The 23,938-nt window shown below is 60.8% G+C and carries 21 protein-coding genes; 15 read left to right on the forward strand and 6 right to left on the reverse strand.

Translation table 11 applies throughout. The annotated features are described in order from the left end of the window. The first annotated feature begins 432 nt into the window (after positions 1-432). On the forward strand, positions 433-633 hold the full coding sequence (locus K5E37_RS00175) for a hypothetical protein (protein WP_007957826.1): 201 nt from the start codon (positions 433-435) through the stop codon (positions 631-633). Positions 634-1,008: 375 nt separating this feature from the next. After that, on the forward strand, positions 1,009-2,484 hold the full coding sequence (locus tag K5E37_RS00180) for an inorganic phosphate transporter (RefSeq protein ID WP_007957824.1): 1,476 nt from the start codon (positions 1,009-1,011) through the stop codon (positions 2,482-2,484). Between the two features lie 556 nt (positions 2,485-3,040). Here K5E37_RS00180 and ccoM read toward each other — a convergent pair. Next, complete coding sequence (ccoM, locus tag K5E37_RS29540) at positions 3,041-3,157, reverse strand: cytochrome c oxidase subunit CcoM (RefSeq protein ID WP_007959205.1); 117 nt, start codon at positions 3,155-3,157, stop codon at positions 3,041-3,043. A gap of 145 nt (positions 3,158-3,302) precedes the next feature. Next, complete coding sequence (locus K5E37_RS00185) at positions 3,303-3,464, reverse strand: hypothetical protein (RefSeq protein WP_007959203.1); 162 nt, start codon at positions 3,462-3,464, stop codon at positions 3,303-3,305. Between the two features lie 185 nt (positions 3,465-3,649). On the opposite strand from K5E37_RS00185, the gene K5E37_RS00190 reads away from it, so the two are divergent. The 3 genes from K5E37_RS00190 to K5E37_RS00200 all read left to right on the forward strand — a co-directional run bounded on the left by K5E37_RS00190 (position 3,650) and on the right by K5E37_RS00200 (position 6,283). Continuing rightward, positions 3,650-4,516, forward strand: coding sequence for a LysR substrate-binding domain-containing protein (locus K5E37_RS00190; protein ID WP_221532858.1), 867 nt, complete (start codon positions 3,650-3,652; stop codon positions 4,514-4,516). 88 nt (positions 4,517-4,604) lie between these two features. After that, positions 4,605-5,075 carry a RidA family protein gene (locus K5E37_RS00195; RefSeq protein WP_221532859.1) on the forward strand — a complete coding sequence of 157 codons (471 nt, stop codon included), beginning with the start codon at positions 4,605-4,607 and terminating at the stop codon, positions 5,073-5,075. Continuing rightward, a complete protein-coding gene (locus K5E37_RS00200; protein WP_221532860.1) occupies positions 5,072-6,283 on the forward strand; it encodes an aminotransferase class V-fold PLP-dependent enzyme in 1,212 nt (403 codons plus the stop codon). The genes K5E37_RS00195 and K5E37_RS00200 overlap by 4 nt, the downstream gene beginning before the upstream one ends. Here K5E37_RS00200 and K5E37_RS00205 read toward each other — a convergent pair. After that, positions 6,253-6,594 (reverse strand): hypothetical protein, encoded by a 342-nt coding sequence (locus K5E37_RS00205; RefSeq protein ID WP_007959194.1) that lies wholly within the window; start codon positions 6,592-6,594, stop codon positions 6,253-6,255. The two genes, K5E37_RS00200 and K5E37_RS00205, sit on opposite strands and share 31 nt — an antisense overlap. A 243-nt stretch (positions 6,595-6,837) precedes the next feature. Between K5E37_RS00205 and rapA the strand changes: the two genes are divergently transcribed. Beyond that, positions 6,838-9,684 (forward strand): RNA polymerase-associated protein RapA, encoded by a 2,847-nt coding sequence (gene rapA / locus K5E37_RS00210; RefSeq protein WP_221532861.1) that lies wholly within the window; start codon positions 6,838-6,840, stop codon positions 9,682-9,684. Positions 9,685-9,865: 181 nt separating this feature from the next. On the opposite strand, the gene K5E37_RS00215 is transcribed toward rapA, so the two are convergent. Beyond that, a complete protein-coding gene (locus K5E37_RS00215; RefSeq protein ID WP_221532862.1) occupies positions 9,866-11,215 on the reverse strand; it encodes an MFS transporter in 1,350 nt (449 codons plus the stop codon). A gap of 303 nt (positions 11,216-11,518) precedes the next feature. On the opposite strand from K5E37_RS00215, the gene K5E37_RS00220 reads away from it, so the two are divergent. Next, a complete protein-coding gene (locus K5E37_RS00220; RefSeq protein ID WP_007959180.1) occupies positions 11,519-11,872 on the forward strand; it encodes a YkgJ family cysteine cluster protein in 354 nt (117 codons plus the stop codon). 163 nt (positions 11,873-12,035) lie between these two features. Then, the gene (locus K5E37_RS00225; protein ID WP_221532863.1) at positions 12,036-14,318 is read left to right on the forward strand and encodes a bifunctional diguanylate cyclase/phosphodiesterase; all 2,283 of its coding nucleotides are present in this window, start codon (positions 12,036-12,038) and stop codon (positions 14,316-14,318) included. Here K5E37_RS00225 and K5E37_RS00230 read toward each other — a convergent pair. Further along, positions 14,209-15,105 (reverse strand): NAD(P)-dependent oxidoreductase, encoded by an 897-nt coding sequence (locus tag K5E37_RS00230; RefSeq protein ID WP_221532864.1) that lies wholly within the window; start codon positions 15,103-15,105, stop codon positions 14,209-14,211. The two genes, K5E37_RS00225 and K5E37_RS00230, sit on opposite strands and share 110 nt — an antisense overlap. A 197-nt stretch (positions 15,106-15,302) precedes the next feature. Here K5E37_RS00230 and K5E37_RS00235 point away from each other — a divergent pair, with 197 nt between their 5' ends. Next, complete coding sequence (locus tag K5E37_RS00235) at positions 15,303-17,504, forward strand: hypothetical protein (RefSeq protein ID WP_074691419.1); 2,202 nt, start codon at positions 15,303-15,305, stop codon at positions 17,502-17,504. 293 nt (positions 17,505-17,797) lie between these two features. Here K5E37_RS00235 and K5E37_RS00240 read toward each other — a convergent pair whose 3' ends face one another. After that, positions 17,798-18,103, reverse strand: coding sequence for a DUF2288 domain-containing protein (locus K5E37_RS00240; protein WP_127797137.1), 306 nt, complete (start codon positions 18,101-18,103; stop codon positions 17,798-17,800). 352 nt (positions 18,104-18,455) lie between these two features. On the opposite strand from K5E37_RS00240, the gene K5E37_RS00245 reads away from it, so the two are divergent. The 6 genes from K5E37_RS00245 (at position 18,456) to K5E37_RS00270 (ending at position 23,920) form a co-directional block, all read left to right on the forward strand. Beyond that, on the forward strand, positions 18,456-19,583 hold the full coding sequence (locus K5E37_RS00245; protein WP_221532865.1) for a branched-chain amino acid ABC transporter substrate-binding protein: 1,128 nt from the start codon (positions 18,456-18,458) through the stop codon (positions 19,581-19,583). Positions 19,584-19,814: 231 nt separating this feature from the next. Then, the gene (gene livH / locus K5E37_RS00250) at positions 19,815-20,738 is read left to right on the forward strand and encodes a high-affinity branched-chain amino acid ABC transporter permease LivH (protein ID WP_007959165.1); all 924 of its coding nucleotides are present in this window, start codon (positions 19,815-19,817) and stop codon (positions 20,736-20,738) included. Further along, positions 20,735-21,991 carry a high-affinity branched-chain amino acid ABC transporter permease LivM gene (locus K5E37_RS00255; RefSeq protein ID WP_007959162.1) on the forward strand — a complete coding sequence of 419 codons (1,257 nt, stop codon included), beginning with the start codon at positions 20,735-20,737 and terminating at the stop codon, positions 21,989-21,991. The genes livH and K5E37_RS00255 overlap by 4 nt, the downstream gene beginning before the upstream one ends. Beyond that, a complete protein-coding gene (livG, locus tag K5E37_RS00260; protein WP_007959160.1) occupies positions 21,988-22,755 on the forward strand; it encodes a high-affinity branched-chain amino acid ABC transporter ATP-binding protein LivG in 768 nt (255 codons plus the stop codon). Before K5E37_RS00255 ends, livG begins: the two co-directional genes overlap by 4 nt. Then, a complete protein-coding gene (locus K5E37_RS00265; RefSeq protein ID WP_003222380.1) occupies positions 22,756-23,457 on the forward strand; it encodes an ABC transporter ATP-binding protein in 702 nt (233 codons plus the stop codon). Positions 23,458-23,614: 157 nt separating this feature from the next. Continuing rightward, positions 23,615-23,920, forward strand: coding sequence for a DUF2282 domain-containing protein (locus tag K5E37_RS00270; RefSeq protein ID WP_007959157.1), 306 nt, complete (start codon positions 23,615-23,617; stop codon positions 23,918-23,920). Positions 23,921-23,938: the final 18 nt, after the last annotated feature.

A 23,938-nucleotide genomic window follows, 5' to 3' on the forward strand; every position in this document is an offset into this window, starting at 1 on the left:
CCAGAAACCAAACACTGCGCAACAACGATGCAACTATTGATGAAAGTTGCACGTCACAAAACAATCACACATCCGGAACCGTTTTTAACTTGGCAAAGATAGTCAATCCCGATTCGGCCGCTATAATGCACCTCAGTGACACCGCGCTTTTATTTGCCGACGGTGCCACCCGCTGGCGCGATGTCCATCGCCGCCGGCCCCGGCCAGCGCCTGATGCTCATTACTCATGCACCGCCAGCGCGCTCGCTGAAACAGGAAACTGATGCTGCGTCAGTTTTAATCTGGTGCCGTAGCCGCCTGCAACATGGAAGTCCTGACCGTCTTCCCGACAACACCGCTGCCTGTCCGGGCGAGCGCTTGTTGGTGAACCGGTTAAATGATTCGTTGCAGTGCGTTCACCAGACATTTATCTCAACTCATACAGGTAGCACTGTGACGAAAGACGAACTGCGCGCGGAACTTGAGCGCCAGGAACAACGTTACAAGGAAGTTTACGGCGGGGAAGTCACCACCTACGCCGCCCAGCCCGAACCAGAACGCAAAGCCTGGCGTAAACGCCCTACCGTTCAGGATCAGGTCTTCCAGCAAGAACTGAAAAAAATGGAAGAGGAACTCAAAGCCGAAGAGCCTTGATGCCTTCCTTTGAGACTTTCGAGGGTAAGCGTACTCACCGGGCTACAAGCACGGTGGACTGACGATGCCTTGCGCGCCCGCTACCCGCGGGCAGCGGCCAACTCCCCTGTATTGCACAGGTCTGGAGCATGTCAGACGCGTTTCTCAGATATTTCATACAAGTTTCAGCCCCCTCCCGACAACCGGCCAATCCGCCGGCGCATCACATTTTTCTCAATTGAATCAACACCTTGCAAAACCCTGTAAAAAGCTTGGGTAATGCACCTTGATACAAATTAATTTGGCGAAGACGCTTACCGATGAGCAGGTAGGGGATCGATTTCCAGTCTTTTCTGGCATAATCGCGCCCCCTTATGACCGGGTCAGAAAACCTTCATGATCGATTTATTCAGCGGACTGGATGCCTGGGTGCTTGTGAGCCTCCTGCTCGCCCTGACATTTGTCCTCGCCTTCGAGTTCATCAATGGATTTCATGACACCGCTAACGCGGTAGCCACTGTTATCTACACCAAAGCGATGCCGCCTCACCTGGCGGTGTTCTTCTCGGGCGTGTTCAACTTCCTCGGCGTATTGCTGGGCGGCGTTGGCGTGGCGTATGCCATCGTGCACCTGCTGCCGGTAGAACTGTTGATCAACGTGAACACCGGCCATGGTCTGGCAATGGTGTTCTCGCTGCTCGCCGCCGCGATCGCCTGGAACCTGGGCACCTGGTACTTCGGTATCCCGGCCTCCAGTTCGCACACGCTGATCGGTTCGATCCTCGGTGTCGGCCTGGCCAACGCCCTGATCAACGAAATTCCACTGGCTGACGGCGTCAACTGGCAGAAAGCGATCGATATCGGCGCCTCGCTGGTGTTCTCGCCGATGGCCGGCTTCCTGATCGCCGCGCTGGTGCTGATCGGCCTGAAGTGGTGGCGCCCGCTGTCGAAGATGCACAAGACGCCGGAACAGCGCCGCAAGATCGACGACAAGAAGCACCCACCGTTCTGGAACCGCCTGGTACTGGTGATCTCGGCCATGGCCGTAAGCTTCGTGCACGGCTCCAATGACGGCCAGAAAGGTATCGGCCTGATCATGCTGGTACTGATCGGTATCGTGCCTGCGCAGTTCGTACTCGACCTGAACAGCACCACCTACCAGATCGAACGTACTCGCGATGCGACCCTGCATCTGAGCCAGTTCTACAAGCGCAACGCCGACACCCTGGGCGAATTCCTGGCCCTGGGCAAAAGCGTGGAAGGCGACCTGCCGGAGAAATTCCGTTGCAACCCGCAACAGACCGAACCGACCATCGCCGCCCTGCTCGACACCCTCAAAGGTGTAGCGGACTACCACTCGCTGTCCTCGGAAAGCCGAATCGAAGTGCGTCGCTACCTGCTCTGCCTGGACGACACCGCGAAGAAAGTCAGCAAACTGCCAGGCCTGGCACCGCGTGAAAAGGCTGACCTGGACAAACTGCGCAAAGACCTGACCACCACCACCGAATACGCCCCGTTCTGGGTAATTCTGGCGGTCGCCCTGGCCCTGGGCCTGGGCACCATGGTTGGTTGGAAACGCGTGGTACTGACCATCGGCGAGAAGATCGGCAAACAAGGCATGACCTACTCGCAAGGCATGTCGGCCCAGATCACCACCGCCAGCCTGATCGGCATGGCCAACATCTTCAGCCTGCCGGTGTCCACCACCCACGTCCTCTCCTCGGGCGTGGCCGGCACCATGGTCGCCAACAAAAGCGGCCTGCAAGGCGGCACGGTGAAAACCATCCTGCTGGCCTGGGTCCTGACCCTGCCAGCCACCGTGGCCCTGTCGGCCGGCCTGTTCTGGCTGGCATCGAAAGCGCTGGGTAGCTGATAGACCGCTGAAATGAAAAAGGCGTGATTCGAAAGGATCACGCCTTTTTTGTTGCCTTCAGAAATGGGACGCGGAGCGTCCCGGGCTGCATTCCCACGCAGAGCGTGGGAACGATCAAGCTGTTAGCTTCCGCTTCCCACCACTCACCACGATGAGCGTTAGCTCGAGTACCGCTCTTGACGTGCCGGCCCCATCGGAAGGCTGAGTGGAGGGATTTATCCGGGGGTGGGCGCGTAGCGCCGTTCGACGAAGTCGAACACATCGAGAGGAGGTGCAGCGAAGCAAACCGGAGGCGATGCCCCCGGATGAATCCCGGAACGAAGGAACACCGAGCCTAAGCGAGGCGCCGAACGCAGGGGCCAAGCCTTTTGGTTACTTTGGGGCGTTTGCCAAAGTGACCCGCCGTAAGGGCGGAACCATAAGCGGCAACACCCACAAAAACGGATATTCACAAAAAACACCCAAAGCATGGTCGGCCAAAAGGCCGCCAAGACACAAAAAAAAGGGCAACCGAAGTTGCCCAAAATGCCTTGCGTGCTCATCAAACCCGGAAGAATCAAGGCTTCTTGCGCTTATTCGCATCCTTCCAGATAAAAAATCCAAACCCTGCAAAAAACAGAACCATCAGCCCCACAGTCAGGACCCCGGCAAACACCACGTTATCGAAAAACATGACTGGCCTCCTGGCCCCTGCTCTGCTGCGATGGAGCTAAGTTAACCAATCAGGCAGGCGCAGGAATTGACCGGGATCAATGCCGGTCACCATGGGGAGGAAAGGAAGGGAAATAACTGACCTGCATCAACGGATGCAGGGGAGATCAACGCTTTTTCGGTTTGTTTTTCGGCTTTTTCTTCGGTTTACCCAAAGGCATGGCCTGCTCGAAAGCCTGGCGAACTTCATTCAGGCGCTTCTCGTTGAGGTCATGAACCCGCTTGGCGCGTTCGGTGTTGAGGTCGATCAGCTTGTCGTCTTGGCTCATGGCGTTCGGTGCATCGCTTGGACTGAATCACAACTGCCGGATCACCGACAGGACTGCGCCAATAATGCGGCCTGACGCAGGCGCTGACCAGCCACTCACCTAAACGCGCTACAACAATTCATGTACCGCCCACCGGATTTGCCCGCACAATCGGCGCCTCGCCCTGAACCCGAAGGATCTGCGCCGTGCCCCTGCATCAGGATCTGCCACCGCTGATGGCCTTGCGCGCCTTTGAGGCCGTGGCCCGCCATTTGAGTTTCATCAAGGCTGCCGATGAGCTGTCGGTGACCCAAAGCGCGATCAGCCATCAGGTGCACAAACTCGAAGAATTCCTCGATCAGCGATTGTTCGTGCGCCGCACCCGGGCGATCGATCTGACACCCGCCGGCGAACATTACTACCGGCAGATCGAACCGGCCCTTGCCGCGATTGCCGCCGCCACCCACGACCTGCGCGGCGAGCGCCCCACCACCCTGCGCATCGGTCTGCTCGCCTCTTTCGCCACTTTATGGCTGGCGCCGCGTCTGGCGGATTTCAACGCGAAATACCCGAACATCCATGTCGAGCTGCTGCCCGCCGTGCAACTGGCCGATGTCGACGCCGGCGAGGTGGATCTGGCGATCCGCTACGGCAAGGGCGGCTGGCCGAAAGTCCAGGCCCGCCGGTTCATGGGCGAAACCCTGACGCCAGTCTGCAGCCCGGCCTTCAAGGCCAAAGGCGTGACCAACGGCCCCTTGCTGATGGCCAAGTCGCACCAGCCGTTCGAATGGATCGACTGGCAGCAACACAGCGGCATCAATCTGGCTCATGTGCCCAGCGTCATGCTGCACGACTACAACATCGTCGTCGAAGCGGCCGTCGCCGGTCAGGGCATTGCCATGGGTCGCCAGCGAATGATCGAACGGCGGATCAAGGAAGGCGCGCTGGTGCCGGCCTTCAACACGCCGCCAATGCTCGGCGAGATCGGTTATTGGCTGGTCACCCCGCAACGCCCGTCCACGCCGGCGACGCAAAGTTTCTGCGAGTGGCTGGAGGAAACCGCGAACGCATGAGTTTTTTGGATGCGTCGGATTAAATCTATCCGTTTGTCGCCCTTCGCCCGCATCAACATGCTGAAGCCCTCACTCAGGAGGACTTCCCATGACCGATTGCCTCAGCCAACGCGTTCAACAACTCGGCCTGCGCCTGCCCGAACCGAGCCAGCCGATCGCCAATTACGTCAACCATGTGGTCAGCCAGAATCAGTTGTTCATCTCCGGGCAGATTCCATTACTCGACGGAAAACCTGCGTTCATCGGGCGATTGGGCGAAGCGATCTCCGACGAAGAAGGGGCCAACGCCGCCGAACTGGCTGCCTTGGGCCTGCTCGCCCAGTTGAGCCATGCGCTGGGCGATGACCTGTCGAAACTGGTGCGCATCCTGCGCCTCGGGGTTTTCGTGGCCGCCACACCGGACTTCAAGGCTCAGGGCGTCGTCGCCAACGGCGCCTCGAACCTGCTGGTCAACGCCCTCGGCGACAAGGGCCGGCACGTGCGCACCGCGGTCGGTGTGGCGAGCCTGCCGGCCGGCGTCGCGGTGGAAATCGACGCGATCTTCGAGCTCAAACCGTGAACATCGACGACCTCTCGCGCCTGCGCGCCGCCACGCCCGGCTGCGCTCAGGTGGTCCACTTCAACCACGCCGGCGCCTCGTTGCCGAGTCAGGCGACCCTCGACGCGGTGATCGAACAGTTGCAACGCGAAGCGCTCGGCGGGCCGATGGAAGTGGCGAACAACCGGGTACAGGAACGCGCGCGCATCGCGGCCGCCACCTTGTTCAACGCCCAGCCCGAGGACATAGCCTTCGCCAGCAGCGGCTCGGCGGCCTGGAGCCAGGCGTTCAACGCGCTGGGGCCGTGGCAGCCCGGCGAGCGGATTCTGGTGGGGCGCCATGAATGGGCCGGCAATCTGGCGTGCATCGCCGAAGCGGTGAAGGCCGGCGCGCGGCTCGAAGTGATTCCTTGTGACGCCCATGGCGCGGTCGACCCGCAAGCCTTGGCGCAGATGATCGACAGCCAGGTACGCCTGATCGCCCTGACCTGGCTGCCGGCCAACGGCGGCCTGATCAACCCCGCCGCGCAGATCGGCAGTGTGGCGCGGCGCCACGGCATCCCTTATTTCATCGACGCCGGTCAGGCGCTGGGCCAGTTGCCTTGCGATGTTCAAGACTTGCAGTGCGACGTGCTCAAGGGTGCCGGGCGCAAGTTCCTGCGCGGGCCGCGCGGCACGGCGCTGATGTACATCCGGCCGCAATTTTTGCAACGGTTGCTCCCCGTGCAACGCGATGTTTTGTCGGCGCCATGGGACGGCAAGCGCTTCACCTTGCGCGACGACGCGTGCCGCTTTGAAACCAGTGAAGTGTCACTGGCACTGCTGGCCGGGCTGGCCAATGCGCTGGAAGAGTACAACCGCCTCGGCGCGATCCCCGTCCGCCAGCGCATCGAACAACTGAGCAGCGGATTGCGCCAACGCCTGAAGGCGATTCCCGGCCTGACGCTGCGGGATCTCGGAACGGCGAATCAACAATCCGGGCTGATCGCCTTCACGCTCGAAGGCTGGGACAGCGTGGCGCTCAAGCAGACGTTGGCCGAACGACGAATCAACATCGGCGCCAATGGCGTGGCCTACACGCCGCTGGACATGCAGGCGCGCGGGCTGACGAATATTGCACGGGTGGCGGTGAGCTACTTGAACACGCAAGAAGAGATCGACGTGCTGCTGGAAAACCTGACGGAGCTGGCCGCCCGGCCTCAGATTTCGATATCGACCCAAAGCCCCTGACGCGGCTGATCTTCCATCAACGGCGCCACCGGCACGGTGTTGTCGGCGTTCAGTTCGGTGCCGGGCACGGCGAGGTGTGCTTCCGGGTCATCGTCGGCTTCACGGCGACGGCGATCGCGTTCCTGCTGACGGCGCTGCTCTTCGCGCAGCAGATAACCGTCCTCTTCCGGATCGCGCTTTTGCAGGTCGATGGTGCTTTCGTTGGAGCTTTCCTGCACCGGCACCACAGGGGGAATATCCGGTCGCTGGCGGATCGGATCCTGCTGGGAGGTGATCGGCACGGCGCTCAGGGGGAGCATCGGTGGCAGCATATGAAGGGTCTCCTGTCAGCAGGTTATCGGCGGCGCCAGGGGTGCCTTGAGCCATCGGTCGCAAACTTGTGACCGGTTTGGCACTCAAGGGTGCCGCAACATCCCGTAAAACCGATGCATGACCTAATCTTCCCTGCAATTGGCCGATTGCGGTTAAAAGCCGGGCCGAGGCTCCTTATCCTTTGGCCTCGGGCCCTCATTCCGTTAAGATAGCCCGCTTTTTCAAGGTGGGAGTCAGGCAGCATGGCGCAGCAGTATCAACCGGGGCAACGCTGGATCAGTGACAGCGAAGCAGAGCTTGGTTTAGGCACCGTTCTGGCACAGGACGGCCGCTTGTTGACCGTGCTTTACCCGGCCACTGGCGAGACTCGCCAGTACGCGCTACGGAATGCGCCCCTCACCCGCGTGCGGTTCTCGCCCGGCGATTCGATCACGCACTTCGAAGGCTGGAAGATGACTGTCCAGCAAGTCGACGACGTCGACGGCCTGATGGTCTATCACGGCCTCAACGCGCAGAACGAAGCGGTCACCCTGCCGGAAACCCAGCTGTCGAACTTCATTCAGTTCCGTCTGGCCAGCGACCGTCTGTTCGCCGGCCAGATCGACCCGCTGGCCTGGTTCTCCCTGCGTTATCACACCCTGGAACACACCAGCCGCCAGTTGCAGTCTTCGCTCTGGGGCCTGGGTGGCGTGCGCACACAACCGATCGCCCACCAGTTGCACATTGCCCGTGAAGTCGCCGACCGCATCGCGCCGCGCGTATTGCTGGCGGACGAAGTAGGTCTGGGCAAGACCATCGAAGCCGGCCTGGTGATCCATCGCCAGTTGCTGTCGGGCCGCGCCAACCGCGTGCTGATCCTCGTACCGGAAAACCTCCAGCACCAGTGGCTGGTGGAAATGCGCCGCCGTTTCAACCTGCAGGTCGCGCTGTTCGACGAAGAACGCTTCATCGAAAGCGATGCCACCAACCCGTTCGAAGACACTCAGCTGGCCCTGGTGGCGCTGGAGTGGCTGGTCGACGACGAAAAGGCGCAAGACGCCCTGTTCGCTGCCGGCTGGGACCTGATGGTGGTCGACGAAGCCCACCACCTGGTGTGGCACGAAGAGAAAGTCAGCCCGGAATACTCGCTGGTTGAGCAACTGGCCGAAGTCATTCCCGGCGTATTGCTGCTCACTGCCACCCCGGAACAACTCGGCCAGGACAGCCACTTCGCCCGTCTGCGCCTGCTCGATCCGAACCGTTTCCATGACCTGGCCGCCTTCCGCGCCGAGAGCGAAAACTATCGCCCGGTGGCCGAAGCCGTTCAGGAGCTGCTGGACAAGGGTCGCCTGTCGCCGGCCGCGCACAAGACCATCCACGGTTTCCTCGGCAACGAAGGTGAAGCCCTGCTCACCGCCGTCAACGATGGCGACACCGAAGCCAGCGCCCGCCTCGTGCGTGAACTGCTCGACCGCCACGGCACCGGCCGCGTGCTGTTCCGTAACACCCGCGCCGCCGTGCAGGGTTTCCCGGAGCGCAAACTGCACCCGTACCCGCTGCCGTGCCCGGACGAATACCTCGAACTGCCGCTGGGCGAACACGCCGAGCTGTACCCGGAAGTCAGCTTCCAGGCCCAGCCGGACGCCAGCGAAGAAGAACGCTGGTGGAAATTCGACCCGCGCGTCGAGTGGCTGATCGACCAGCTGAAAATGCTCAAGCGCACCAAAGTGCTGGTGATCTGCGCCCATGCCGAAACCGCGATGGACCTGGAAGACGCTCTGCGAGTGCGCTCCGGCATCCCGGCCACGGTGTTCCACGAAGGCATGAACATCCTCGAGCGTGACCGCGCCGCCGCCTACTTCGCCGACGAAGAGTTCGGCGCGCAGGTGCTGATCTGCTCGGAAATCGGCAGTGAAGGTCGCAACTTCCAGTTCGCCCACCACCTGGTGCTGTTCGATCTGCCGTCGCACCCGGACCTGCTGGAACAACGGATCGGTCGTCTCGACCGGATCGGCCAGAAGCACATCATCGAACTGCACGTGCCGTACCTGGAAACCAGCCCGCAAGAGCGCCTGTTCCAGTGGTATCACGAAGCCCTGAACGCGTTCCTCAATACCTGCCCGACCGGCAACGCCTTGCAGCATCAGTTCGGCCCGCGCCTGCTGCCGCTGCTCGAAGAAGCCGACGACGGCGAGTGGCAAGCGCTGATCGACGAGGCGCGCACCGAGCGCGAGCGTCTGGAAGCCGAGCTGCACACCGGTCGCGACCGTCTGCTGGAACTCAACTCCGGCGGCGCCGGCGAAGGTGAAGCACTGGTCGAGGACATCCTCGAACAGGACGATCAGTTCGCCCTGCCGATCTACATGGAAACCCTGTTCGACGCGTTCGGCATCGACAGCGAAGACCATTCGGAAAACGCCCTGATCCTCAAGCCGAGCGAGAAGATGCTCGACGCCAGCTTCCCGCTGGGCGACGACGAAGGCGTGACCATCACCTACGACCGCAACCAGGCGCTGTCGCGCGAAGACATGCAGTTCATCACTTGGGAACACCCGATGGTGCAGGGCGGCATGGATCTGGTGCTGTCCGGTTCGATGGGCAACACCGCCGTCGCGCTGATCAAGAACAAGGCGCTCAAGCCAGGCACTGTTTTACTGGAACTGCTCTACGTCAGCGAAGTGGTTGCCCCGCGCTCGCTGCAACTGGGCCGTTACTTGCCGCCGGCCGCCCTGCGCTGCCTGCTCGATGCCAACGGCAACGACCTGTCGTCGCGCGTGGCGTTCGAAACCCTCAACGATCAACTGGAAAGCGTGCCGCGCGCCAGCGCCAACAAGTTCATCCAGGCCCAGCGCGATCAGCTGACGCCACGGATCAACGCCGGTGAAGACAAGATCACCCCGCGTCACGCCGAGCGCGTGGCCGAGGCCCGCCGCCGTCTGGCAGCCGACACCGACGAAGAACTGGCACGCCTGACCGCGTTGCAGGCGGTCAACCCGACCGTGCGCGACAGCGAACTGGACGCCCTGCGCAAGCAGCGTGAACAGGGTCTGGCGATGCTCGACAAGGCCGCGCTGCGACTGGAAGCGATCCGGGTGCTGGTGGCGGGCTAAACCGCCCTGCTCCATCGCCAAAAACGAAAAGGCCCGCAGCGATGCGGGCCTTTTTGTTTGCCTGATATTAATGCTGCGCGGCTGATTGCCTCTTCGCGAGCAAGCCCGCTCCCACAGTTGAGCCGGTTCCTTCAGGAGGAAATGCGGTCGAATGTGGGAGCGGGCTTGCTCGCGAAGGCGATTACGCAGTCACCGCTGCGCCCTCTGGCTCAACCACCGCAACCAGCCCTTCCTTCATCCGCTTCGCATCCCGCACAAAACAGCGCGACGCAAGGAACAGGAACACCATGGTCAGGAACAACGCCACCGGAATCAGGTACATCGCATCATGCAGGCCGACTGCCTTGAACGCTTCGGTCATCTGCTCGGCGCCCGCCGCGACCATCGCCGATTTGGCGAAGTGATCCGACAAACCGCCGACCACCACCGGCCCCAGACCGCCGCCGAGCAAATACAACCCGGCAAAGAACAGCGCCATCGCCGTGGCCCGCAGGCGTGGCTCGACCACGTCCTGAATCGCCGTGTACACGCAGGTGTAGAAGTTATAAGCGAACAGCCAGCCAACGCTGAACACTGCGACAAACACCCCGATCTCGATGCGCCCGGCATGCAGCGCCCACGCCGTGCACAGGGTCGAGATGATCAGGCTGAACGCGGCAAACAGCAGTCGCCCGTTGGCCACTCGCTGGTGAATCTTGTCGGCGATCCAGCCGCCGAGAGTCAGGCCGATCAAACCGGTCACACCGACGATCACCCCGGTCGCCACCGCCGCTTCCTGCAACGGCATCAGGAAATAACGCTGCAGCATCGGCACCAGGAACGAGTTGCAGGCATAGGTCGCAAAGTTGAAGCACAGCCCGGCCATCACCAGCCACAGGAAGGTCGGCACGGCGAGGACGCGGCGAATCGGCTTGTCGACTTTCTCCTGGGACACCTGCACGGTTTCCGCCGCGCCGCGCTTGGGTTCCTTGATGAAGAACATGAACACCGCCAGCACCAGCCCCGGCACGGCGGCGATGAAGAACGGCGCGCGCCAGCTGTCGAACGTCTTGACCATCCAGCCGATGGTGAAGAAGGCCAGCAGCAGCCCCAGCGGCAGGCCGAGCATGAAAATGCCCATGGCCCGCGCCCGGCGGTGAGCGGGGAACAGGTCGCCGATCAGCGAGTTGGCGGCGGGCGCGTAACTGGCTTCACCAATGCCGATGCCCATGCGCACCAGCAGGAAACTCCAGAAACTGCCGACCAGACCGTTGACCGCCGTCAGCGCGCTCCAGGTCGCCAGGCCCCAGCCCATCAGTTTGCTGCGCGAACCGGTGTCGGCCATGCGCCCCAGTGGTAATCCGGCGATCGCATAGACCAGAGTGAACGCGGTGCCGACGATCCCCAACTGAAAGTCGCTGAGGTGCCATTCCATGCGGATCGGTTCGATGATGATCGCCGGGATGGTGCGGTCGAAGAAGTTGAACAGGTTGGCAAGGAACAGCAGGAACAGAATGCGCCAGGCATTCGCCGCTTGGGTCGAGTTCTGCATGGGTCCGTCTCTTTATTGTTATTAGGGCTTCACTGCCAACGCATCCGAGCCCGGAACCTGCAATCTAGTCACGCTCGTCGGGGCTGTCTGTGATCATTCGTCAGCCTGATGACGGGCCATGGCCGTGTAACGAAACGTAAGCCCTTGAAATGCTTCGAATCCCCCGAAAACCGGGGGTTTTGCGGAAAAATCCGGCAATGAAAAAATACTTTCTCGCCCCCCTTCCCAATGCCGTGGCAAAGCCTAGAATGGCCGCCGGATCCGTCCGGATCCTGCCGATCAATCCCTTTGATACCCCCGCCCATGTCCGAAGTCAGTCCGTGTCTGAATTGCGGTGCCTGCTGTTCCCATTTTCGTGTTTCTTTTTTCTGGGGTGAATGCGCATCCTCCGGCGGGACCGTACCCGATGAACTGGTCACCCAGATCACGCCCAGCCGTGTCGCGATGATCGGCACCGACCGCAAGGCGCCGCGCTGCACTGCGTTGGAGGGCGAAGTCGGAAAGTCGGTGGCTTGCACGATCTACGACAAGCGTTCCAGCCCCTGCCGCGAGTTCGAGGCGTCGTGGGAAAACGGCGAACAGAACACCGACTGCGACAAGGCGCGGGCACGTTTCGGCCTGCCGCCGCTGCAACCGCACTGGAACGAAGTCGCCTGAGTTCAGGCGTTTCAATGCTTAGCGCCAAACGCTATGACGCTCATGCCAAAATCATTAGCGCCAATGTGCCACTACCGCTTGCACGCCAAAAACCGCCTCTATACTGCAAACATTCGCCTGCGTTGATGACGCAGTAAGGACGTACTCAGAGACGGGGCATGCTATGGAGTGGCTTGGGTTGCAGTTTGTTGCCGAGCAGCCGGAGAGCGGGCAGGTCATCCTCAATTGCACTCACAATCCCCTGTTGGTGCTGGTGGCTTATCTGGTCGCCTGCGCCGCGAGTTTCGCTACCCTCGACATGGCCGAACGGGTCGTCCACGCTGAAGAACCCGGCTCGCAACGACTGTGGCGCTGGATCGGCGCAACCTGCCTGGCCGGCGGTATCTGGGCCATGCACTTCATCAGCATGCTGGCGTTCCAGGCGCCGATCGACATTCAGTACGATCTGCCCGTGACCCTGTTTTCTCTGGTGATCGCGTTACTGGCGTCCTGGCTGGCCATGCACACCCTCAGCCATCCGCAGCCGAGTCTGCTGCAATACCTCAAGACCGCCATCGTCATCGGCCTGGGCATCGCCGGCATGCACTACGTCGGCATGGCCGCCATCGAATCCGCCGCCACGGCTTATTACGACCCGACCCTGTTCGTGTCATCGATCGTGATCGCCATCGGCGCCAGCTTCGCCGCGCTGTGGGTGGCCGGTTACTTGCGCGAAGGCAGCGGCCTGCACATCCAGATGCTCAAATACCTGGCCGCGGTGATTCTCGGCGCCGGCATCCTCAGCATGCATTTCACCGGCATGGCAGCGCTGCAACTGGTGCTGCCCGAGGGACAATTGCCGACATTGGCGTCGCAAACCAGTCACTTGCAGCTGGGCCTCACCGTCGCGCTGATCACGCTGCTGATTCTCGGCAGCGCCATCAGCGCCGCCTTGGCCGACAAGAAACTGCAGAACAAGGAACACGATCTGCGCCGGGTCAACGCCCTGCTCAGCCAGCTCGATCAGGCGCGCATGTCGCTGCAGCACGTGGCCAACTACGACGCCCTGACCAACCTGATCAACCGGCGCGGTTTCAATCAGATCTTCGCCGAAAAACTCAGCCAGAAATCCAGCGAAGGCGGGATGCTGGCGGTGATGTTTCTCGACATCGACCACTTCAAACGCATCAACGACAGCCTCGGCCATGACGCCGGCGACGAACTGCTCAAGGTCATCGCCCAGCACATCAAGGGCTCGGTGCGCAGCCATGAAGACGTGGTCGCGCGGTTCGGCGGCGACGAGTTCTGCATCCTCATCGGCCTGCGCGACCGCGAAGAAGCACGCAATCTGGCCCAGCGCATCATGCTCAAGATGAAGGAGCCGATCGAACTGGCCGGACGACGCATGGTGATGACCACCAGCATCGGCATCAGCCTGTTTCCCGAGGACGGCTCCACTTGCGATGAACTGCTCAAGCACGCGGATCTGGCGCTGTACCAGTCCAAGGGTGCCGGGCGCAACGGCGTGCACTTCTTCGATTCCAACCTGAAGAACCGCGCCAGCCTCGAACTGCAACTGGAGGAAGAACTGCGCCACGCCCTGCGTCAGGAGAACGGTCTGCTGCTGTATTACCAGCCGATCTTCGAACTCAAGACCGGCAAGGTCACCAAGCTCGAAGCGCTGATCCGCTGGCAGCACCCGGTACACGGCCTGCTCACCCCGGATCGTTTCATCGCGATCGCCGAAAACAACGGGCTGATTGCAGAGCTCGACAACTGGGTCCTGCGCAAAGCCTGTGAAGACCTCGGCGAGCTGTCGCGCCATGGTTGCGATGATCTGAAGATTGCCTGGAACTGCTCACCGCTGAATCTGGCCCGGGAAGAACTGGCCAATGAAATCGAGCATGCCCTGCGCAGCGCCGGGGTCGCCCCGGAGCGGCTGGAACTGGAAGTCACCGAAAACGCCTTGATGGGCAACATCGCCAACACCCTGGTGTTGTTGCGACAAATCCGCGCCCTCGGCGTGTCACTGTCGATCGACGACTTCGGCACCGGCTATTCGTCGCTGGCCTACCTCAAACGCCTGCCGCTCAACACCCTGAAAGTCGACCGCTCGTTCATCCTCGACATTCCCAAGGCCACCGCCGACATGGAGATCGTCCAGGCGATCATCGTCATGGCGCACACCCTGCACTTGCAGGTGGTCACCGAAGGCGTCGAAAGCCTGGAGCAATACGAGTTTCTTGAGCGCTCGGGCTGCGACTTCATTCAGGGTTACCTGCTCAGCCGCCCGGTGCCACTGGCCGAACTGCGCCCGGTGCTGGAGGAAATCAACCAACGCAAACACGCGCACACGCTCAATCCGCTGAGTCTGGCGCGCGGTACATTTGCACCAGTGTCGCTGGATCCTTCTGCAAAAAGCCTTGTGCCCCATGCAGGCGCATCAGTTGTGCGGCCAATCCGCTGATCGGCGTGGCCGAACCGCTTTCCCGGGAAAACTTCACCGCGGTATCCAGATCCTTGAGCAGCGTGCGCACGTGCCACTTCACCGGCTCAAAACGGCTTTCGGCCATTTGCGGGGCGAGGATCTGCAACGGTCTGGAATCGGCAAAACCACCGGCCAGCGCTTCGGCGATCAGACTGGCATCGACCCCGGCCTGCTCGGCCAGCGCCACCACTTCGGCGATCACCAATGCGTTGCAGGCAACGATCATCTGATTGCAGGCCTTGGTCACCTGACCGGCGCCGACGCCGCCCATGTGCGTGACGCGCTGCCCGAGCTCGAGCAACACCGGGCGTACGCGATCAAGGTCCGCTGCATCACCGCCCACCATGATCGCCAGGCTGCCGGCCTCGGCCCCGACAACACCGCCAGAGACGGGCGTGTCTAGCCAGGCCATGCCAGTTTTGCTCGCCAGTTGCGCCGCCATCTCACGGGTCGCCGTCGGTTCGAGGCTGGAAAAATCCACCAGCAACTGACCGGGTTTCGCCCCTTCGGCCACGCCCGCCGGGCCGAACACCACCTCGCGCACCACCGCCGTGTCCGCCAGGCACAGCATCACCACGTCAGCCTGTTCACAGAGTTCAGCAGGGGTCGCCACCTGCCGGGCGCCGGCCTCGACCAGCGGCGCACACTTGGCCGGGTTGCGGTTCCACACGGTCAGCGGATAACCGGCGGCCAGCAAGCGGCGGCACATCGGCAGGCCCATCAGGCCGATTCCGGCAAACCCCAACGAAGGTCGCGTTGACATCATTTAGCCTCCTTTTGATTAAAGATCGCCGAATAATGGCCGATTCATCATCGATCAGGAAAGGATTCCCCCGCGCGGCACTCAGGCAAAGTCCCTGACGCACGGGCAAAACACGCGCAGAAAAAAGACGCGAGATTCCCATTCCGTGAGGCTCGACGACAGCGGTCGTTGATCCAACCAGTCCAGGTATATGGCGCACAATGACTTCTAAAAACAATCCGGCCACTGCGGTATCCGATCTGACTCTGAGCCCTGCGGCGAACAGCCCTGCCCCGATGAAGCCATTGCCACCCTCGCGCCCGCTGGGCACCCAGCAATACCTGTACTTCACCGAAACCAATACCGACCGCATCCTCGACAACCTCGATGGCCTGCGTGACCTGGTGTTCCCGCGCCCGCCGCACCTGGAAGGCGACAACGAACAGCACAACGACCAGGAATTCCCGTCGGTGTGCCTGATCGGCCTCGGTCGCTGCGGCTCCAACATCGCCCTCGACGTGGCGGAGCTGGTGTACAACGCGCGCAAGTTCTACCTCAACGAATTCAACAATGAGGATCGCCCTTCGAGCGATCGTCGCTTGGCCGACAAGGGCTACAGCCCGGCCCAGTGGATCAAGACCAACCTGCGGATCGGCCCGAACAAGGGCAGCAAACCGGTGTTTCTGGTGGAACCGCTGGTGATGCTCGGCGACCTCGACAAGGACATCGCCGGCCGTATCCGTTTCTCGCGCAAGGGCGAGAAAAGCGGTTTCCTGCGCGACTACAGCAAGATGAAGATCATGGACTTGTCCGAAGTCCACGCCGGTGGCGCCGGTAACGCGCCGATCCTCGGCCAGTACCTGGCGAAGATCATCCTCAACAAGGACACCCAGCGCTTCTCCAGCCCTGACTGGAAAATGATCCACTCGTACCTGATCGACAGCTGCGGCATCAAGGCCAACCAGTCGCGCCTGTATTTCTCGATCTTCAGTGCCGGCGGCGGTACCGGTTCGGGCATGGCTTCGGAATTCGGTCTGGCCCAGCAGCACTCGTACATGAACAAGACGTTCGACACCAAGCCGATGGACGAGCATGACGGCAAGAGCGGTCATTCGTTCGTGTTCGAGCCGATCTTCACCAGCGGCATCTGTGTGCTGCCGAACATTTCCGACCACCGCAGCGAAATGTCCGAGGCGCTGCACATCAACGCCGGTCGCCTGCTGTGCAAATACCTCTCGGAAGAATGGGATTTCTCGTACAACTTCGCCAACGAAGACAGCAGCGAAGCCAGCGTCATGGGCCGTATCCGCCCATGGAACGCGATGATGCTGATCTCCAACGACATCATGCGTTACGCCGAAGAGAGCGACGACGGCAACATCCAGAACATTGATGTCAATGCAATGGAGAAGCACGCCAACCAGTACATCTCGCAGCAGATCTTCAACATTCTGACGGCCCAGGCGGTCACGACCGACTACGACCAGAACTATTTCCGTCGCGCCGGCATCGACATCGGCGAGACCATTCGCCTGGACGCCAACGACCTGTTCATGAGTCTGGCCGGCCCGGTGGCGATTGCCTACGCCGAATCCGTGGTACCGGAAACGCCGCCGCCGAGCAGCGACAAGTTCAAGGTGTTCGACAAAGAGCCGCAGCGCCTGAACATCGACGACCTGTTCTTCCGTTCGATCGACCTGCCGCACTTCAACAAGGTGACCCAGGCCATCGAGGGCATCAGCCTGCTGCCGATCGAGTCCAAGCGCTATCGCGCGTCGCTCGAGCAGTACAAAAATTCCGGTTACGACGCGGCCGCGCTGCATGACCTGCACTTCTTCAAGAACTGCTCGTCGGTGGTCTCGATCGTTTCGCTGCCGAAAGACTACAAGCTGTCGTACATGGACCTGAACCGGTTGAAGACCCACCTCAACAGCCTGTTCCCGAACACCACGCTCAAGCGCTACGCGCTGGTGATCGGCGCCTCGGCCAACCTGTCGCTGACCACCCTGATCGCCAAGAGCCCATGCCTGTCGGACGACTTCCTGACGCTGATCGTGGCGTTCATCAAGCGTTGCTTCGCCAAGACCCCGTACCGTTTCGACGAGACCCTGGACAACTCGATCCTCGATTTCATCATTCAGGAAGAGTTCGACGAAGACCGCATCGACGACCTGCTCAACGAATTCGAGAACCCGGCGAAGATCCTCGATACCAACTGGTACGCGATCAAGCCGATGTACGAGAAGAAGTACCGCGAGCTGATCAACGACAAAGAGAAGTTTGTCTCGATCAACGACATTCGCCTGTCGCGCGATTGCGTGAAGAAGTCGATCAAGTACTTGCGCGAGATTTACCGTCACCGGATCGGCAAGACCAAAGTCATCTCGCTGAATAACCATACTGGCAAGTCTTACTCGGTCTGACACCAGACCGAGGCGCCCCCATCGCGAGCAGGCTCGCTCCCACAATGGAATGCATTTCCTGTAGGAGCGGGCTTGCTCGCGAAGAGGCCCGCTAATTCACTGAAGATTTCAGCCTTTCCAACATCCCGAAACAATTAAGCAGCCGTTAGGCTGCTTACTAAACTGTGCCCGTTACGTTTACGTCACCGTTATGCCACCCACGCTTGTGGCATTTCTCTACGGCAATCGGCCATCACGCTACTCCGCTACACACTTTTCGCCGGCCGGCACTCGCACCAACAAGGTGCAACCCGTCAGGCCGCCGCCCTTTCCTGGACCAGGATCCATGGCCGGACCACCACCGCCCACATCTCTGGATCACGCTCGAAAATATCCAGCGCCCGCGTTTCAGACAGCTTGGCGACCTTCTCTTCGGCCAGCCAGGCAGCGACTTTCTCGCCCTGATCCGACGCCACGGCCTCGGCGACCGCGATCAAATCCAGGCTGGCGTCGACCCACAATAGGGCACCCTGGGCGTAGAAGCGCTCCAGCTCTTTCCAGGTAATAGATGCGGTTTCACCAAGCAGCTTGGCATAGAGGGTGCTAGGTTCTTGATTCATGGGACTGTCCGGAAAAGAAATCGGCGCGAATGATAACGTCGGTGGTCCGGCAGAAAAACCCGGTTGCAAAAGGCCGTACCGAACGAAAAGAGCAGGAACGCCAAGGAATGCTGATGATTGGGGTATAAGCCCTCTGAACGTCCCGCCGCAATTCTGTCTTTTTCTTTCATTTAAGCGACACCCTCAGGTTTTGCCCCCTGGCGCCAGCTTCCCAGGCCAACAACCGGCGCTCTACACTGTACCGGTACAGTTGCCGGGGGCTTTTCCGGAGGGTATCGCCTAGATATCTGTCCCGGTTCTGCTGCTACGGCGTCAGGACTCTAAAAAAATACAACAGTAAGAGTGGAGCACTATGACTAAGGCTACTAAGCAGATTTCCAAACTGTTTGCCGCTATGGTTCTGGCCGGGGTTGCCAGCCATTCGTTCGCAGCTGACACCATCAAGATCGGTATTGCCGGCCCTAAAACCGGTCCAGTAGCCCAGTACGGCGACATGCAGTTCAGTGGCGCGAAAATGGCCATCGAGCAGATCAACGCCAAAGGCGGCGTCGACGGCAAGAAGCTTGAAGCCGTTGAATACGATGACGCTTGCGATCCTAAACAAGCGGTAGCGGTTGCGAACAAGGTCGTCAACGACGGCGTCAAGTTCGTGGTCGGTCACCTGTGCTCCAGCTCCACCCAGCCTGCTTCGGACATCTACGAAGACGAAGGCGTGATCATGATCACCCCGGCTGCCACCAGCCCGGACATCACCAACCGTGGTTACAAAATGATCTTCCGTACTATCGGTCTGGACAGCGCCCAGGGCCCTGCCGCCGGTAACTACATCGCCGATCACGTGAAGCCGAAAATCGTCGGCGTGCTGCACGACAAGCAGCAGTACGGTGAAGGCATCGCCACCGCCGTCAAATCCACCCTCGAGAAGAAAGGCACCAAGGTTGCCGTCTTCGAAGGTATCAACGCCGGCGACAAGGACTTCTCCGCGATCATCGCCAAGCTCAAGCAAGCCAACGTCGACTTCGTCTACTACGGCGGCTACCACCCGGAGCTGGGTCTGATCCTGCGTCAAGCCCAGGAAAAAGGCCTGAAAGCCAAGTTCATGGGTCCGGAAGGCGTGGGTAACGACTCGATCACCCAGATCGCCAAGAGCGCTGCCGAAGGCCTGCTGGTGACCCTGCCGAAATCCTTCGACCAGGATCCGGCCAACGTGGCCCTGGCCGATGCATTCAAGGCCAAGAAAGAAGACCCGAGCGGTCCGTTCGTGTTCCCGGCCTACTCGGCGGTTGAACTGATTGCCCAAGGTATCACCGCAGCCAAGTCCGAAGACCCTGCCAAGGTGGCTGAAGCCATCCACGCCGGCACCTTCAAGACCCCGACCGGCGACCTGAGCTACGACGCCAAGGGCGACCTGAAGGACTTCAAATTCGTGGTTTACGAGTGGCACAACGGCAAACCTAAAACCGAAGTGTCGCCTCAGTAAGGCCCTGCCTGACTGACTGCCAATAAAGCCCACGGCGTGCCGTGGGCTTTGTTTTACGAATGTATTGGGCCGCGCTGGCGTGATCCGCCAGTCTCCCCACCTGAAAATCTCAAAACCGTCATCAGCGGTTCGCTGGCAAAACCCGGATTCGAAGTGGATAAAGATCCACGGGACCGGGCGGGAAAATGACTCCACCAGTGAAATGCGTATCAGGTTTTTAGGAGCGCTGTAATGCCTGACATCTATCACTTCTTCCAACAGCTGGTTAACGGCTTGAACGTTGGCAGCATGTATGCCCTGATCGCCATCGGCTACACGATGGTCTACGGCATCATTGGAATGATCAACTTCGCCCACGGCGAGGTGTACATGATCGGTTCCTACGTGGCGTTCATCGCCATCGCCGGGCTGACCATGATGGGACTCGAAAGCGTCCCGCTGTTGATGACCGTGGCGTTCATCGCCAGCATCGTCGTCACCAGCTCCTACGGTTACAGCATCGAACGCATTGCCTACCGCCCGTTGCGCGGCAGCAACCGTCTGATCCCGCTGATTTCCGCGATCGGTATGTCGATCTTCCTGCAGAACACGGTTCTGCTGGCGCAAGACTCCAAGGACAAAGCAATCCCCAACCTGATTCCGGGCAACTTCGCCTTCGGCCCAGGTGGCGCACATGAAGTGCTGATTTCCTACATGCAAATCGTGGTGTTCGTGGTGACCCTGATCGCCATGCTCGGCCTCACGCTGTTCATCTCCCGCTCTCGCCTGGGCCGCGCCTGCCGCGCCTGCGCCGAAGACATCAAGATGGCCAACCTGCTGGGCATCAACACCAACAACATCATCGCCCTGACCTTCGTCATCGGTGCTGCGCTGGCGGCCGTCGCGGCCGTGCTGCTGAGCATGCAATACGGCGTGATCAACCCGAACGCCGGTTTCCTCGTCGGCCTCAAGGCCTTCACCGCCGCTGTACTGGGCGGGATCGGCAGCATCCCCGGCGCCATGCTCGGCGGGCTGGTGCTCGGGGTGGCGGAAGCCTTTGGCGCCGATATCTTCGGCGACCAGTACAAGGACGTCGTGGCTTTCGGCTTGTTGGTTCTGGTGCTGTTGTTCCGTCCGACCGGCATTCTGGGCCGTCCGGAGGTTGAGAAAGTATGACTAGGAATCTTAAACAGGCGCTGTTCAGTGCCTTGCTGGTCTGGGCCGTGGCCTATCCGGTACTGGGTCTGAAACTGACCATCGTGGGTGTCAACCTGGAAGTGCACAACACCAGCCCGGCCATTCTGGCGACCATCGCCATCTGCTCGGTGCTGATGTTCCTGCGGGTGCTGTTCAACCAGCAGATCAGCAAGGCGTGGCGTTCGTCGCCAGGCATGCCGCTGATTCCGGCCAAGGCCAGCAACTTCCTGACCCTGCCGACCACCCAACGCTACTTCATCATCGCGCTGATCATCGGTGCGCTGGTGTGGCCGTTCTTCGGCTCCCGTGGCGCGGTGGACATCGCGACGCTGATCCTGATCTACGTGATGCTCGGCCTCGGTCTGAACATCGTGGTCGGTCTGGCCGGTCTGCTCGACCTGGGTTACGTCGGCTTCTACGCCGTCGGCGCCTACAGCTACGCGCTGCTGTCGCACTACTACGGCCTGAGCTTCTGGATCTGCCTGCCGATTGCCGGCCTGATGGCGGCGACGTTCGGCTTCCTGCTCGGCTTCCCGGTGTTGCGTCTGCGCGGCGACTACCTGGCGATCGTGACCCTGGGCTTCGGGGAAATCATCCGCCTGTTCCTGCGTAACCTGACCGACATCACCGGCGGCCCGAACGGCATCAGCAACATCGAGAAACCGACGTTCTTCGGCCTGACCTTCGAACGTAAAGCCGCAGAAGGGATGCAAACCTTCCACGAATATTTCGGCCTGCAGTACAACTCGATCAACAAGGTGATCTTCCTCTACCTGGTTGCCCTGTTGCTGGCGCTGGCGGCGCTGTTCGTGATCAACCGCCTGCTGCGCATGCCGATCGGCCGTGCGTGGGAAGCGCTGCGTGAAGACGAAATCGCCTGCCGTGCGCTGGGCCTCAACCCGACCGTGATCAAGCTCTCAGCGTTCACCCTCGGCGCGGCATTTGCCGGTTTCGCCGGCAGCTTCTTCGCCGCCCGTCAGGGTCTGGTGACGCCGGAGTCGTTCACCTTCATCGAGTCGGCGATCATCCTCGCCATCGTGGTGCTGGGTGGCATGGGCTCGCAGCTGGGCGTGATTCTCGCGGCCGTGGTGATGATCCTGCTGCCGGAAATGATGCGTGAGTTCAGTGAGTACCGCATGTTGATGTTCGGCGCCCTGATGGTGCTGATGATGATCTGGCGACCTCAAGGTCTGCTGCCCATGCAACGTCCTCACATGGAGCTGCGCAAATGAGCCGCGAGATCCTGAAAGTCGAAAATCTGAGCATGCGCTTCGGCGGCCTGCTGGCGGTCAACGGCGTGGCCCTGACCGTGAAGGAAAAACAGGTGGTGGCACTGATCGGGCCGAACGGCGCCGGCAAGACCACCGTGTTCAACTGCCTGACCGGTTTTTACCAGCCATCGGGCGGCAGCATCCTGCTGGACGGCGAGCCGATTCACGGCCTGCCGGGCCACAAGATCGCCCTCAAAGGCGTGGTGCGCACCTTCCAGAACGTGCGGTTGTTCAAGGACATGACGGCGGTCGAGAACCTGTTGATCGCCCAGCACCGTCACCTGAACACCAACTTCCTGTCCGGCCTGTTCAAGACCCCGGCGTTTCGCAAGAGCGAGCGCGAGGCCATGGAGTTCGCCGAGTACTGGCTGGAAAAGGTCAACCTGAAAGAGTTCGCCAACCGCCCCGCCGGCACCCTGGCCTACGGTCAGCAACGTCGCCTGGAAATCGCCCGCTGCATGATGACCCGTCCGCGGATCCTCATGCTCGACGAACCGGCCGCCGGCCTGAACCCGAAGGAAACCGAAGACCTCAAGGCGCTGATCAGCGTGCTGCGTGAAGAGCACAACGTGACCGTGCTGCTGATCGAACACGACATGAAACTGGTCATGAGCATTTCCGACCACATCGTCGTGATCAACCAGGGCACGCCTCTGGCCGACGGCACGCCGGAACAGATCCGCGACAATCCTGAAGTGATCAAAGCCTACCTGGGGGAAGCGTAAATGCTGCAGTTCGAAAACGTTTCCACCTTCTACGGCAAGATCCAGGCCCTGCACAGCGTCAACGTCGAAGTCCGCCAGGGCGAGATCGTGACTCTGATCGGCGCCAACGGTGCCGGCAAGTCCACGCTGCTGATGACGCTGTGCGGTTCGCCGCAGGCCCACAGCGGCAGCATCCGCTACATGGGTGAGGAACTGGTCGGCCAGGACTCGTCGCAGATCATGCGCAAGAGCATCGCCGTAGTGCCGGAAGGTCGTCGGGTGTTTGCCCGTCTGACCGTCGAAGAAAACCTGTCCATGGGCGGATTCTTCACCGACAAGGGCGACTATCAGGAACAGATGGACAAGGTCCTCGGACTTTTCCCACGCCTCAAAGAACGCTTCAACCAGCGCGGCGGCACCATGTCCGGCGGCGAACAGCAAATGCTCGCCATCGGCCGTGCGCTGATGAGCAAGCCGAAACTGCTGCTGCTCGACGAGCCGTCGCTGGGCCTGGCACCGATCATCATCCAGCAGATCTTCGACATCATCGAACAGCTGCGCAAGGACGGTGTAACGGTGTTCCTGGTCGAACAGAACGCCAACCAGGCGCTGAAAATCGCCGACCGTGCGTACGTTCTTGAGAACGGCCGGGTGGTGATGCAAGGCACCGGCGAAGCGCTGCTGACCGACCCGAAAGTGCGCGAGGCGTACCTCGGCGGTTGATCGATCGCTTCAAACAAAAAACGGCCTTCGGGCCGTTTTTTTTGTGCCCGGCAAAAAAACTTTATCGATCGCTGTAACGCATCGCCGAGTCGTTTCTCTAGTGGGGCAAGCAAGCGCAATCGCTTGTTCAAACCCAAGTTCAAACCGGAGAAACATCATGACTGCTACCACCCGCACCCTGTCCGCCACCGCCCTGGTTCTGGCCCTCGGTTCTGCTCTGAGCATCGCTGCCGTCTCCACCGCCCACGCCGCTGACGACAACATGGAAAAATGCTTCGGCGTGGCCATGAAAGGCAAGAACGATTGCGCCGCAGGCGCGGGCACCACCTGTGCCGGCACCGCGAAAATGGATCATCAGGCCAACGCCTGGAAACTGGTTCCGAAAGGCACCTGCGCCACCACCGAAAGCAAAACCTCGCCGACCGGTTTCGGTCAGCTCGAAGCGTTCAAAGCCAAGTCCTGATCCGGGAGCCGCCCGAGT

The organism is Pseudomonas sp. RIT778 (assembly GCF_019718735.1).
GTDB lineage: Bacteria > Pseudomonadota > Gammaproteobacteria > Pseudomonadales > Pseudomonadaceae > Aquipseudomonas > Aquipseudomonas aphyarum.